This window comes from Flavobacterium sp. NPDC079362, assembly GCF_050267765.1.
GTDB classification, from domain to species: domain Bacteria; phylum Bacteroidota; class Bacteroidia; order Flavobacteriales; family Flavobacteriaceae; genus Flavobacterium; species Flavobacterium azizsancarii.
Genome location: NZ_JBNNFM010000045.1, coordinates 19,431 through 33,880, shown reverse-complemented (window position 1 = coordinate 33,880; position 14,450 = coordinate 19,431). Strand labels below are relative to the sequence as shown.

General features: G+C 34.3%; 12 protein-coding genes. 7 read left to right on the top strand and 5 right to left on the bottom strand.

Translation table 11 applies throughout. The annotated features are described in order from the left end of the window. Positions 1–678 precede the first annotated feature (678 nt). Positions 679–3,261, top strand: a complete 2,583-nt coding sequence (locus tag ACQKCJ_RS22625; protein ID WP_427402985.1) for a T9SS type A sorting domain-containing protein — start codon at positions 679–681, stop codon at positions 3,259–3,261. 70 nt (positions 3,262–3,331) lie between these two features. Here the strand turns inward: ACQKCJ_RS22625 and amaB are convergent, their stop codons facing one another. Both amaB and ACQKCJ_RS22615 read right to left on the bottom strand, forming a co-directional pair. Beyond that, a complete protein-coding gene (gene amaB / locus ACQKCJ_RS22620) occupies positions 3,332–4,885 on the bottom strand; it encodes an L-piperidine-6-carboxylate dehydrogenase (RefSeq protein ID WP_427402984.1) in 1,554 nt (517 codons plus the stop codon). A gap of 342 nt (positions 4,886–5,227) precedes the next feature. Further along, positions 5,228–5,590: a hypothetical protein gene (locus tag ACQKCJ_RS22615; RefSeq protein WP_427402983.1), complete on the bottom strand. Its 363-nt coding sequence runs from the start codon at positions 5,588–5,590 to the stop codon at positions 5,228–5,230. A gap of 117 nt (positions 5,591–5,707) precedes the next feature. On the opposite strand from ACQKCJ_RS22615, the gene ACQKCJ_RS22610 reads away from it, so the two are divergent. Beyond that, positions 5,708–6,667, top strand: a complete 960-nt coding sequence (locus ACQKCJ_RS22610) for an MBL fold metallo-hydrolase (protein WP_427402982.1) — start codon at positions 5,708–5,710, stop codon at positions 6,665–6,667. A gap of 257 nt (positions 6,668–6,924) precedes the next feature. Here ACQKCJ_RS22610 and ACQKCJ_RS22605 read toward each other — a convergent pair whose 3' ends face one another. The 3 genes from ACQKCJ_RS22605 to ACQKCJ_RS22595 all read right to left on the bottom strand — a co-directional run bounded on the left by ACQKCJ_RS22605 (position 6,925) and on the right by ACQKCJ_RS22595 (position 9,104). Next, positions 6,925–7,077 (bottom strand): hypothetical protein, encoded by a 153-nt coding sequence (locus tag ACQKCJ_RS22605; protein ID WP_271338155.1) that lies wholly within the window; start codon positions 7,075–7,077, stop codon positions 6,925–6,927. Between the two features lie 264 nt (positions 7,078–7,341). Beyond that, a complete protein-coding gene (locus tag ACQKCJ_RS22600) occupies positions 7,342–7,881 on the bottom strand; it encodes a 3-hydroxyanthranilate 3,4-dioxygenase (protein WP_271338157.1) in 540 nt (179 codons plus the stop codon). A 119-nt stretch (positions 7,882–8,000) separates the two neighbouring features. Then, entirely contained in the window at positions 8,001–9,104 is a 1,104-nt protein-coding gene (locus ACQKCJ_RS22595) for an endonuclease/exonuclease/phosphatase family protein (protein WP_271338159.1), read from the bottom strand. A gap of 227 nt (positions 9,105–9,331) precedes the next feature. Between ACQKCJ_RS22595 and ACQKCJ_RS22590 the strand changes: the two genes are divergently transcribed. From ACQKCJ_RS22590 to ACQKCJ_RS22570, 5 genes are all read left to right on the top strand, one after another. Then, positions 9,332–10,231 (top strand): S66 peptidase family protein, encoded by a 900-nt coding sequence (locus tag ACQKCJ_RS22590; RefSeq protein WP_271338160.1) that lies wholly within the window; start codon positions 9,332–9,334, stop codon positions 10,229–10,231. 156 nt (positions 10,232–10,387) lie between these two features. Then, positions 10,388–10,747 (top strand): YraN family protein, encoded by a 360-nt coding sequence (locus ACQKCJ_RS22585; protein ID WP_271338162.1) that lies wholly within the window; start codon positions 10,388–10,390, stop codon positions 10,745–10,747. A 120-nt stretch (positions 10,748–10,867) separates the two neighbouring features. After that, positions 10,868–11,524, top strand: a complete 657-nt coding sequence (locus tag ACQKCJ_RS22580; RefSeq protein ID WP_041516777.1) for an aspartate kinase — start codon at positions 10,868–10,870, stop codon at positions 11,522–11,524. A gap of 401 nt (positions 11,525–11,925) precedes the next feature. Continuing rightward, positions 11,926–12,489, top strand: coding sequence for an RNA polymerase sigma factor (locus ACQKCJ_RS22575; RefSeq protein WP_271338164.1), 564 nt, complete (start codon positions 11,926–11,928; stop codon positions 12,487–12,489). A 771-nt stretch (positions 12,490–13,260) separates the two neighbouring features. Beyond that, complete coding sequence (locus ACQKCJ_RS22570) at positions 13,261–14,439, top strand: FecR family protein (RefSeq protein WP_271338166.1); 1,179 nt, start codon at positions 13,261–13,263, stop codon at positions 14,437–14,439. Positions 14,440–14,450 lie beyond the last annotated feature (11 nt).

The following is a 14,450-nucleotide window of genomic DNA, read 5'->3' as shown; positions in this document are numbered from 1 at the left end:
GCTTATAACGGATATTTTTAAATCCTGTTATAAGCGTTTTTTATTGTCTAAAAAATAAACCTGATCAAAAATAAGGGATGTTTTTCAGTGCCCTCAAAAAATCAAAAGGGCTTTTTTTATGGTCATTTATTTCCTAAACTTTATACCGTTTGAAATAAAAACCAATTGTCAACGTCTTTTCTAAACAACCCCTACTTCTATTTTCCATTTATTTATTTCTCTAAACAATCAATCTATTCATAAAAGTTTTCCTCTTTTTTAGTATGCATAATGGACATTTTTTTTAACCAAAAAGTAAATTATGAATACAAACGTTATAAGTCGACTGCTTTAAAAGTGGCTTTTTTCTTTCTTTTTTGATTTGATAATTAAAATAAGTATAAATCACAAATTTGATCTTATTATCAAAGAATTTAATTCTTCTCTGCTTTACAAAATACAACAAAAATAATACTTGGCGCACTCTAAACCCATTATGTAATAAATTGCATTTAGTGTAATTTATTACATAATAACCATTTTATAGCGCAAAAAATTACTATTTTAATTTTTAATAGTGAATTTTATTACATATTTAAGAAATTAAACTTATTTTTATGCAATCGATTACAAATTAACCAATTGATTTCGATATACAAAAAACCACAAAAAACTTTATTAACTAAAAAAACCACAATTATGAAAAAAAACCTACTTATTATGACTTGTCTGCTTCTTTGTTCGCAAATATGGGCACAGCAAGTAACAATTAATGAAGCATCAGGATGGCTAGAATCAGCCTTTGTAAAATGGCAACCTGTTAGCAACGCACAATCGTACAATGTTTATTACACAGGAAATGGTTTGGTTGACAAAAAAATAGACGACCAACTTATCAGAAGCTACGGTTCTTACTACAGAGCTGATGTTCCGGGTCTTAAAGCTGGAGCCTATACCATCAAAGTAAAACCTGTTATCTCAGGAACTGAAGGATCAGGATCTACCACAAGCAATTTAAATGTTTTAGCCCAAGACCGTAATGGGTTTGCTTTTGATGGAGGCAGAGTTCCTGGTGGTTATAATGCAGATGGAACCCCAAAAACTGGTGCCGTAATTCTCTACATTACACCAAATACCAAGAACACAATATCGATGGACATAACAGGTGCAAGTTCTAATCCGTGTGTTGGTTTGCAAAATATTCTTTATGCCATAAAAAAAGGAAAAGATACTCGTCCGTTTATCATACGCCTAATCGGGAATATTACCGATATGACCGTAATGGAAGGTGGAGATATCGTCATTGAAAACTCTAATAATGCCTCTAGCTATATTACTATTGAAGGAGTTGGAACAGATGCCGTTGCTAATGGATGGGGAGTACGCCTTAAATCGGCTTCAAACATTGAAGTAAGCAATCTAGGTTTTATGAATTGCGATAGTACTGCCGGAGATAATGTTGGAATGCAACAGGACAATGATCATATTTGGGTACATAACTGTGATTTGTTCTATGGAAACGCCGGCAGCGATGCCGATCAGATAAAAGGAGATGGTGCACTGGATAATAAATCATCGACTTATATCACATTATCGTACAACCATTTTTGGGATAATGGCAAAGCAAGTCTTTTGGGATTGAGCGAAGGAACAACAACCGGTTTATATATTACGTATCATCACAACTGGTTTGATCATTCAGATTCGCGCCATCCTCGTGTTCGTTATTATTCTGCACATGTTTACAATAATTATTATGATGGTGTTGCAAAATATGGCGCAGGATCAACGATGGGATCTTCTCTTTTTGTAGAAGGAAATTATTTCCGCAATAGCAAAAACCCAATGATGACTTCTTTACAAGGAACTGATATTTGGGATCAAACTAACCAGGTAAACAATCCCGGAACAATGGGAACTTTTTCAGGTGAAGCAGGAGGAACTATAAAAGCTTTCAACAATACTTTTGATGCCGATATTGCGACAAACAGCATGCGTTTTGTAGCCTATGGCGATACAAATCCTTTATACAATATTTCAGGAAAGATTAGCTCTACAACAGATTTTGATGCTTATGTAGCAACTTCAAGAGCCGAGGTTGTGAGCAGTAATGTTAAATCTAAATCCGGAGCAAACACCTATAATAACTTCGACACCAACGTTGCCTTATATGTAAAAAATTTAGTGATAGACCAGCCTGCTGTTGCCAAAACAAAAACAACTCAATATGCAGGACGCGTTTCCGGAGGAGATTTAAAATGGACATTTGATAATAGTATTGACGATAAGTCTTCTCTTGTTATTGCAGCATTAAAATCTGCACTTACGAATTATACTGGAACATTAGTTGCTGTTCAGGGTGAAGGCACTCCGCCAGCAAGCGGTCAAACACTTAACTCTACTTCAAACAACAGTCAGACAGTAGCAAGCGGAACTGCAATAAGCTCAATCGTTTTTACTTGGGGAGGCAGTGCTACAGATGCAACAGTAACAGGATTACCTGCATCAGGAATTAGTTTTGTAAAAAATACTTCGGCAAAAACGATAACGATTACTGGAACTCCAACTGCTACAGTATCTTATTCTGTTGCTACAATAGGAACTGGAACAGCAGCTACAGGATCAGGTACAATTACAGTTGCAACAAATAATCCTGGTACAGATCAGAATCATAATTTTACAACTTCCGGAAAAACGAGTACATTTTATAGTATTACGGGAAGCATGAATTCTTCTGCCGGATCTGTAACGTATGCAGGATTAACTTTAACCGAACGTTTAAAAATCGAATCAAGTACATCAATTACCTATACAACGACAGCTGCTTCGACATTGACTTTAGTATTTGATTCTAATTTTACAGGAACAGTTAAGGTAGACAATGTTTCCTACACCGCTACTGCAGGAATAGTTACAGCTTCAATTGCTTCTGGCTCGCACACCATTACCAAAGGATCTGTTGCCAATTTGTTTTATATAAGTACAAAATATGGTAGCAATACATCGAGAATGGCCCAATCTGCACAAGCAGCCCAGAGCGAAGAAGTAACTGAAACGCAAAAAACAGTTCTATATCCAAATCCTGTGACTAATACTTTATACTTATCAAATTCAATACAAAAAGTAGAACAGATTTTAGTCTATAATATCTCGGGGATATTAGTTAAGAGTACAGGAAAAGATATAGAAAGCATCGACCTCACTCAACTGATTCCAGGTACTTATCTAGTAAAAGTAAATACTAGTAACGGTTCATTTAACCAAACAATTTTAAAGAAATAAACTCCTATCTATAGTAAAAGGCTTCCAAAAAATTGGAAGCCTTTTTTATATCAAAATTTAAAATCAAATTTTACAAATCAAATTTGATCCCTTGTGCCAAAGGCAAACTAGTCGTATAGTTGATTGTATTGGTCTGACGGCGCATATAAATTTTCCAGGCATCAGATCCTGATTCACGTCCTCCGCCGGTTTCTTTTTCGCCACCAAAAGCACCACCAATTTCAGCTCCTGAAGTTCCGATGTTTACGTTTGCAATTCCACAATCAGAACCTGTAACAGATAAAAATCTTTCGGCTTCACGCAAATTATTCGTCATAATAGCTGATGATAATCCTTGTCCTACTCCATTTTGAATTTCGATAGCATTATCAACATCGCCAGAATATTTAATTAAGTATAAAACCGGAGCAAATGTTTCGTGCTGTACAATAGCAAATGAGTTTTGAGCTTCAGCTATTGCTGGTTTTACATAGCAGCCACTTTCGTAACCTTCACCGGAAAGCACTACACCTTCCACAAGAATTTTACCGCCTTCGGCAACTACTTTGTTCAATGCAACAGCGTACATTTCGACAGCATGCGTATCAATTAGCGGTCCAACGTGATTGTTTTCATCAAGCGGATTTCCAATTCTTAATTGCTTATAAGCCGCTACTAAAGCGTCTTTTACTTTATCATAAATACTTTCGTGAATGATTAAACGACGTGTAGATGTACAACGTTGTCCAGCAGTTCCTACTGCTCCAAAAACAGCGCCAATGACGGTCATTTTAATATCAGCATCCGGAGTAACGATAATAGCATTATTCCCTCCAAGTTCTAATAATGATTTTCCTAAACGTCCCGCAACAGCCTGTGCAACGATTTTTCCCATTCGGGTTGAACCTGTAGCAGAAATTAACGGAATACGGGTATCAGCTGTCATCAATTCTCCTATTTGATAATCTCCATTAATCAAACAAGAAATTCCTTCTGGCAAATTATTTTCTTTAATAACCTGTGCGATAATATTTTGACAAGCAATTCCGCAAAGAGGTGTTTTTTCAGAAGGTTTCCAAACGCAAACGTCTCCCGAAATCCACGCTAAAGCAGTATTCCAGGACCAAACTGCCACCGGGAAATTGAATGCCGAAATAATCCCGACCACTCCCAAAGAATGATATTGTTCGTACATACGGTGTCCGGGTCTTTCAGAATGCATAGTTAATCCGTGAAGCTGACGCGATAAACCAACTGCAAAATCACAGATATCAATCATTTCCTGAACTTCACCATAACCTTCCTGCAATGATTTTCCCATTTCGTAAGAAACCAATTTACCAAGAGCTTCCTTGTTCTCACGTAACTTTTGCCCAAACTGACGAACAATTTCTCCACGTTGTGGGGCAGGAATCAAACGGAAAGTTTTGAAAGCTTCTGTTGCTGCCTGCATTACTTTTTCGTAATCCTGAGGTGTTGACATTTTTACCGAAGCAATTAATTTTCCGTCAACCGGAGAAAAACTATCTAAAACTTCTCCTGTAGAAAAGTTTTCAATTCCTGTTGATGTTCCTTCATTGATCAATTTAATGCCCAATTTTTCCAGAGCCTCATTCATTCCAAATTGCGATGCTATTGTTGTCATTGTAACTTTTTTAGTTAAAATTGTTATATTTATATGTAAAGATATTGTTTCAAATTGAATTAAGCCACAAATTATAATAATGAATCTTACATCAATTCATTCGTTTTTTTCTTCTGATTAGTAAAATCAAAATTATTATGAGAAAAAGAACAACTACAACTGATAACGTATAGATTATTAAAATCTTTCTTTTTAAACTTTCTTCGAAAGAATTTTTAACTAAATCTATTTGATATTCAATATTATTTTGAAACTTAATAATTCTTATTTCGCCACGGTTTTTTATATAACTCTGATGCAATTCATTTAAAATAAGTAACTCGCTTTTTGCTACATTCTCTACTAAATCTGTTCTTGAACAAAGAGAGCAACTGAGCACTTGTCATCTCCTTTAGTATAAATTAAATATTCATGTCCAGTACTAAAAACAAAATCACAAGCCGCAGTATCTACATACAATATTGTTCTATACTCTCTATTTGGATAAACGTCTTCTTTAAATGTCTTCTTTATTTTAAATGTAAATGAATACACCTTTTCTCCATAAGTACCATAAAGTAAACTATCTACTTTAACTACTTTGCCAATAAAAACCTGATTGGCAATTTCCCAGTTTTTTTCAGTCGAAGGTTTCTCAGCACAATCACAACAATAAGCGTTTGAAGTAATTAAACCCAATACTAAGACCAAAAAGAACTGCTTCATATTTATATTCTTTTATAGTTGAAAGTAAATTTAGGGTTAATTAATAGCAATTAGAAGAAGATACAGCAATTTATTCGGCTTAATTGATGAAATTTGTAGCCACAAAATTATTTAAATATGTCTGTTTTCAATCGCCTTTTGATTTGTTTCGTTTTAATTTCTGTAAATGCATTTTCTCAAAAAGATCAAAAAGCTTCGTTTCAGGTTGTTCCGTTGGGAATAAAAGGCGGAATCGACGAAAAAAATCTTTCGGCTTATTTAGTTGCCCCAACAAACACGAATGATTTCATTGCTTTGGATGCGGGAACGATAAATGCCGGAATCGAAAAAGCAATTGAAAACAAAGTTTTTAAAGTTTCGACAAGCGAAGTTTTAAGAAAGTATATCAAAGGATATTTTATTTCGCACGCGCATTTAGATCATGTTTCGGGATTGATTATTAACTCTCCTGCAGATTCTTCGAAGACGGTTTATGCCACTGAAAAATGTATGGAGATGATGGAAAATCATTATTTTAATGATGAAACCTGGGCTAACTTTGGAGATAAAGGTCCCGGAACTCCATTGAAAAAATATCATTTTCAGACTTTAAATATTGGCGAAGAAACTCCAATTACGAATACAACCATGACGGCGAAAGCCTTCCCGTTAAGTCATGTGAATCCGTTTGAAAGTACTGCATTGCTAATTAAAAATGGAGAATCGTATGTGCTTTATTTAGGAGATACGGGACCTGACGCTGTAGAAAAAAGTGATAAACTAAAATCGCTCTGGACAGCGATTGCTCCTCTTGTAAAAAGCAAACAATTAAAAGGAATTTTTATTGAAGTTTCGTTCCCAAATGAACAACCTGATCAATTTTTGTTTGGACATTTAACGCCAAATTATTTGATGAAGGAACTTCACACGTTAGAAGATTTATCAGGAAAAGGAACTTTGAAAGGTTTCAATATTATTGTTACACACTTGAAACCACCAACCAAAAATATTATCAAACTTAAAGAACAATTGCAAAAGCAAAACGATCTTGGATTGAAGATTATATATCCGGAGCAAGGGAAAAGATTTGAGTTGTAAATCTGACTAATTAGCCACAGATTGCACAGATTAAACGGATTTTCATTCGTTTGAATGGGTCAAATACGTTGTTGCAAAATCAATTATTCTCTCGGATTTTTTTCTAAAGAACTCATAACCGTAATTTTGTCAATTTCGACCGAAGGGAGAAATCACATAAAGTAGCTCCTCAACAGTGTGTATCCCGCGTGTGATTTCTCCCTTCGGTCGAAATGACAAAAAATTGTTGAAATAACAAAAATATTTTTTTTAGTCTCTTAAATAATCTTTTTACTTCTCAACTCCTCCAGCATTTCTTCATGAGTTATATAATCCCCATTTTCAAAATCACGTTTACCCTGTTCTATATCTGCCTTTAATTCCTTCAAAAAATCTTCTTCATTGGGATTATTTACAATAATATCTTTCATGTTTTAATCTATTAAAATTCTTTCTATATGATTTCTCAAATTATAATATAAGTTCTATTTACATTGATGCCTTAGCCCTGATAGAAGTGGAAATCCTTTTGTGCCGGTGTTCGGCACAAAAGATTGGAACGGATAGCGGGAAATAGCTCCCAAAAAATAAAACTCCGCATAAGTTCTATTCTAAAACTTTATTCTAATATAATATAATATAATATAATACCTAACAGGTTTTAAAAACCTGTTAGGATATGCTGAATCAATCTACTACTTCTTCGCTACAAATCTAGGATCAGATTCCATTACAGTTCCGCAATTATCACAAGTTCTCAATTCCTCTGAATTATAGAAATGTTCGAAATGTGGCAGGAAATCTTTTTCGATATTATGCAATTCAAAAAATACTTCATAGAGTTTATGATTGCAATTGTCGCAATGCCAAAGCAATCCGTCTGTATATCCTTTTCCGGCGCGTTTGCGCTCGATTACCAAACCTATTGAGCCTTGGGAACGAACTGGAGAATGTGGGATTTTAGCAGGATGCAGATACATATCTCCGGCATTAAGTTCCATTTCTTTACGTTCGCCATCTTCCTGAATTACGACTTTTATGCTTCCTTCGAGTTGGTAAAAAAGCTCTTCGGTTTCGTTGTAATGATAGTCTTTACGGGCATTTGGCCCCGCTACAATCATCACGATATAATCGCCGGAATCTACGTAAAGGTTTTTATTTCCAACTGGTGGTTTTAGTAAATGACGGTTTTCATCGATCCATTTATTCAGGTTGAAGGGTTTTGCTATTGACATTTTTAGTGGTACTGGGTTTCTATGACGCTAAGTTAAGGAAAAAGTTTCTTGTAAAGGCGCACAGCAGTGCGTCTCAGTTGCTTTTACAAACTTTGAGTTAGAAGCACTGCTGTGCGCCTCTACAATTGCTTTTCTTTTATCAAATAAATATAAACTGGAAAATGATCGCTAAAACCAACTTCGGTTAAACTGTGCCGTAATGGATATCCTTTATATTGTCCTGAAGTCTGAACAAGAAAAGGCTTATTGAAAATGCCTGCTTTCCAATATTTAAAGCTAGAGAAATCGGGTTGTATAAGAGATTCAGTAATTATAATCTGGTCGAAAATATCCCAGGAATCCCTAAAGGCAATCGTTCCCATACCTTTATTTGCCATTTCTTCAAACGGATTAAAAACTCCAAATTCAGGAACTTCACTCTTTTTTGCCTTTGCGCCCAGAGCTACTTTGACAGTTCGGTTAAACGGACCATCATTTAAATCTCCCATTGTAATCACTTTGGCATTTGGATTTATGCGTTGAAGCGAATCGATAATTCTTCTGTTTAAATTTCCAGCTGCTTCACGAAACGGACTGCTTTTCTTTTCGCCTCCTGATCTCGATGGCCAGTGATTGACTATAATATGTATCTCTTCGTCTTCGAGAAATCCAGTAATCAAAAGCTGATCTCTTGTAAAAATCCTATTTTTATTCTCTGTTTTAATTTCGAGATCATCATCTATTTCTTCTTTTTTCTCCTCTTTTACAATTGCATTATTTTTATAGAGATATAAAGGAATATTAGAATACGAAGTTGGTTTAAAATATTTCTTTTGATATAATAATGCCACATCGATTCCACGTTTGTCCGGCGAATCAAAATGAATGATTCCATAATCAAGTTTTTGCAATTTTGGTTCTTTGACCAAGTCCTCCAGAACGCCGCGGTTTTCTATTTCAGAACCTCCAATTAATGTTGGCGCATTAGGATTCTCAGGAGTTCCTATCTCTGATAAAACTCGGGAAAGGTTCTTTAATTTCTGTTCGTACTTTTCCTTTGTCCAATGTTGTGCTCCATCTGGCGTCCATTCATCATCGTGTGTTGTTGGATCATTTATAGTATCAAAAAGATTCTCGAAATTATAAAAAGCTACTGTATGAATGGTGTACTTTTTAGACTGCGCTTGCAGGATTGACACAAAAAGAAGTGCAACAAAATAAAACTGAACTCTAATGAACTGCATAAACTTTACTATTTTAAAAAGTTCAATTTAAGCAAATTAATATATTTGTAAGATTTTTCTAATTATTTTATTTTTTAAAATCTCTATATTTGTTTATCATTAATAATGAATAAGCAAAAAACATGAAAGCGAGCCAACTTCAAAACTTCAAAAAACACTTTTCTTTTTGTAAGTTCCTATTTCTTATTTTTGCTCTACAATCATTCAACTGTCAATCCCAACAAAACATGATAACACCACCTTATTTACAAAAAGGAGATACTGTCGCTATTTTAGCCACTGCGAGAAAAAATATCGAAGACAATCTTAAACCAACAATCGATTTGTTGCACAGCTGGGGTTTGGAGGCTGTTGTTGGAACCACAATTGGACTTGACTTTAATCAACTGGCAGGAACGGATGAACAACGTGCTGCTGATTTTCAGCATCAATTAGATAATCCTAATATTAAAGCTATTTGGTGTGTTCGTGGTGGATATGGAACCGTACGAATGATTGATCTTCTGGACTTTACTAAGTTTAAGCAACACCCAAAATGGATTATTGGTTTTAGTGATGTTACTGTCTTACACAATCATTTGAACACTATGGGCTATAAATCGATTCATGGTGTAATGCCTGTGACGATACCGCGTGCTACTCCAGCCGCCATTAGTTCAATGAAATCAAGCTTATTGGGCGAACCGTTATCTTATACTATTGCTCCGGACAAAATGAACCGTTTTGGGAAAGCAACCGGCGAATTAGTGGGCGGAAATTTATCTATTTTATACAGTTTGTTAGGTTCACCATCGGCTATAGATTGCAAGGATAAAATTTTATTTATCGAAGATCTGGATGAATATTTATATCATATCGATCGTATGATGATGAATCTTAGACGTAATGGTTGTATCGAAAACCTAAAAGGAATCATCGTTGGGGGCATGACCAAAATGAAAGACAACGAAGTTCCGTGGGGGAAAAATGCAGTTGAAATCGTCGATGACGTTACTAAAAAATACAATATTCCTGTAATTTTTAATTTTCCTGCTGGTCATATTCAGGACAATAGAGCTCTTATTATGGGAAGCACAATTTCTATTGATGTTAATTCGTCAGGAAGTACTGTTTCTTTTCAGAAATAATAATTTCCCGTTTTCTTCAAATTAAGAAGAATTAAAATACCACATAAAAATCTCAAAGACGCAAAGTCGCAAAGTTTTATTTAATTCTTTGCGACTTTGTGTCTTTGCGCGCCAACTCAACTCACAAATGATAATTTAAAACTCACAACTAAAAGAATGGCTGAACATAATGACTTGGGGAAAAAAGGCGAAGAACTAGCTGTAGAATTTCTTCAGAAAGACGGTTATACAATTTTGGATAGAAACTGGACTTTTCAAAAGGCTGAGATTGATATTATTGCCCAAAAAGAATCCATTTTGGCTATTATTGAAGTTAAAACCAGATCGAGTCTGGATTTTGGTTTACCACAGGATTTTGTCAAACCAAAAAAAATTCAGCTACTTGTTAAAGCAGTAAATGCCTACATAAACGATAGGGAAATAGATTTTGATGTAAGATTTGACATCATCGCCATTCACAAAAACAACGAATCATTTGCTATTGAACATCTTACAGATGCTTTTTATCACTTTTAACATAATTTTCTATTGTTATATTTGTAACAAATTGTTTTTTTATTTATATTTGCGCAGATTTATAACACCCCTATTAACTAAACCAACACAATCAAGTTACAAAAAAAAAGAAAAAAAGCTATGAAAACTGTTTCTTCAATCGTCGAAAATTACATCAAAACAAAACCTTTTTTATTAAATGCGCTATCGCTTGGAATCATCAACCTGACGTCGCTTTCCCGGAACATTATGACCGAATTGGAAAGTGAATTTGGCAAAGAAGTGAAACAAGGTGCTGTTGTAATGTCATTGAAACGACTCACAGAAGAATTAGACTTTAAGCTGAACCATAAAATCAATAAAGTAATTAAGAATATTGGCGAGATTACAGTTCGATCTGAATTGACAGATTACACTTTTGCAGCTTCTGAAACTGTTTTAAACAAACAAGCTGATTTAATTTCTGATATTAACGCTTTATCTGATATTTTTTATACCTCATCCCGTGGCGTAAATGAAACTAATATCGTGGTGAGCAGCAGCGTAAATCATTTAGTTGAGAAGCATTTTATACGTGAAAAACTAATTCAGAAATTAGATAATCTGGCTTCAATTACAGTAAAATTACCAAAAGAAAATATCGTTGTTCCCGGAATTTACTATTTCATTTTTCAACGTTTGGCGTGGGAAGGAATTATCATAAACGAGGTAATTTCGACTTCTAACGAGTTTACTATTTTAGTTGGAGAAGATCAGGTTGATGTAGCTTTTAAAGTAATTAAAGACTTGAAAAACTAATTCTACTTATATAATGCTACAAAGAATCAATATCAATTCTTAATATTATACAATCCTTTTATCATTTCTGCAAAAGAAAGATAAAAGGATTTTTTTTGTTTTCAATTATAAAATCGACCTTCGTCATAATCTCCAATAAGAATATTCTCAACAAATCAACACCTGAATGATTTATTTTTAAAATATAAGTTAGAAATAAACTAGCTTAACAACACGCCATTTCCCAAGACCTTTGGTACTATCTTACATAAAATTTATTAAAAAAAATAGAATTAAGTTTTTTTTAATAATATTTGTTGCGAATAATATTTTTATATATTTGCTAACCAGTCAAGAAATCAGAGTACCAATTTTGATAGTATCATAATATAATTAGATTTAAATACGGACTAATTAAATTAATGTCAGAAGCAAACAACCATAGCGAAAAATTATTGGTGAGTGAACTCAAAAATGGCAACGAAAAAGCATTTCGTCAACTTTTTGATTTATACCATCAGGATATTTACGGTTATAGCATCAGTTTGTTAAAATCAAAAGAAGCGGCTGAAGAAAATGTTCAGGATGTTTTTATGAAAGTTTGGCTGCATCGTGAAAACTTAAACCTGGAACAATCTTTTAAAGCGTACATTTTTACCATTGCCAGAAATCAGGCCTTTAATTTTTTGAATAAAGCGGCAAATGATGCATTGCTAAAAGAAGAGATTTTTTATGAAAGTCAGAAATCTCATGAATATGGTGATTACTCTATTCGGGAAGCAGATTGCAAAAAGCTTAGAAAACAAGCTATGAGCCAACTGCCTCCAAAACGAAAGCAAATTTTTAAGATGTCCCGAAAGAAGGGAATGAGTTACGAAGAAATAAGTCAGGAACTCGGCATCTCTATCAATACAGTCAGGAACCAAATGAGTAAAGCATTAGAATCAATGCGAGTCTTTTTTCAGGTTCATGATGAAATTATCTAAACCAAAAAACCATTTTAACCATTAAAATCACTCTTCCCGGGTGATTTTTTTTGCTTAACCGCGAAAACTTTTGCAAAGATGCTTTCTTTCTGTCAGTTCGAGCGGAGTCGAGAACAACGTTTGTATAGCACTCAATCTTTTTAACTCGAAATTTCGAAAATATTGTCCTCCCGACCAGAGAGAAATCCGCAAAGAAAAGCCAATTGTCGTCGAGTTTCCAGTGTGATCTCTCCCTCTGGTCGAGATGACAAAACGGAAGGTGAATGCCAAACCAGACAGGTTTCTAAAACCTGTCGGGTTTAGTCAAAGACAGGCAAATTGTTGTCGAGTTTCTAGTGTGATCTCTCCCTCTGGTCGAGATGACAAACTGAAGGTGAATGCCAAACCAGACAGGTTTCTAAAACCTGTCGAGTTTAGTCAAAGAAAAGCCAATTGTTGTCGAGTTTCTAGTGTGATCTCTCCCTCTGGTCGAGATGACAAAACTGAAGGTGAATGCCAAACCCGACAGGTTCTTTAAACCTGTCGGGTTTAGTCACGTTGCGGAAGTTCCTTGTTCCTCGAAATGAAAGCACCTCATTTATCATCAAAAAATAAAAATAATTTTAAAACTAATTTTCATCAATAAACTCAACAAAATCAGCACTTACCGAGTTTTACTACTACAATAATCAGGCTCATAAATGTTAAAATTTAAAAATTTACAATGTTAGAGTAGTACTCAACTTGTTTTCAACTGTATTATATAAAACCCAGACCTAAAATCAATTCGTAATGAATTCAAATTCTGAAATGCACGGCCTTTTACAAAAGTTTGTTTTGAACCAATGTACACCCGAAGAAACAAACGAGGTAATTGCGTATTATAAAAAAAATAAACTTACTGATGATTTTCCTTCGGTAGAAGATATTCAAAATCTACTTACCGAAATGCCAAAAATGGATCAGCAAACTGCAAACTCTATTTTTGACTCTATTTTAGCAACTTCACAAGAAAATGAAACTGTAATAGAAATTGCGCCTCAAAAATCAAATTTCAGAAAATACATTTCGATTGCCGCTTCTGTTGTTGTTTTACTAGGAATTGGTCTTGCTTATCAAAAAGGTGCTTTCACGACTAAAAAAGAAACTAAATTCGACTTTAAAAGCACTGATATTGTCTTGCAATTAGAAGATGGAAAAGTTCAGATCATATCTGAAAACAATAAAGTTGAAGTAAGAGATGCGGACGGAAATATCGTTGGAAACCAAGACGGAGATAAAATCGTTTACGATAACAATTCTGATTTAGAGAAAACAACTTATAACACTATTAAAATTCCTTACGGTAAAAAATTCAAACTAGAATTATCAGACGGAACATTGGTGCACTTAAATGCAGGGACTACTTTAAGATATCCTGTAAAATTTATAGCAGGAGAAAACAGACAGGTTTTTCTCGATGGTGAAGCTTTTTTTGATGTTGCAAAAGACGCAAAGCATCCTTTTATTGTAAATGCTGACGCCTTGAATGTACGTGTTCTTGGAACTCATTTTAATGTTTCTAATTATCCAGAAGATGCTGTAACAGATGTTGTTTTAGTCGAAGGATCTGTTGGAATGTATCGCTCAAACGAAGAATTCGATGCTGCTAAAAACACGATCTTAAAACCTGGCTTCAAAGGAAGCTTCAACAGAGAAAATGCTCTTATCTCTACCAAACCTGTCATCACTGATATTTATACTTCATGGATCAACGGCGGCCTGACTTTTAGAAATATGACATTCAAAAATATCATCACAAAATTAGAACGACGCTATAATGTTACTATTATCAACAAAAATGAAAAACTGGCGAATGAAAAATTCAATGCAAGTTTCAGCGATGAATCAATCGAGAAAGTAATGAGCTATTTTGATGACATCCATGGCATTAATTACACCATAAAAAACAATCAAATACTAATTAAATAACCACTAAAACC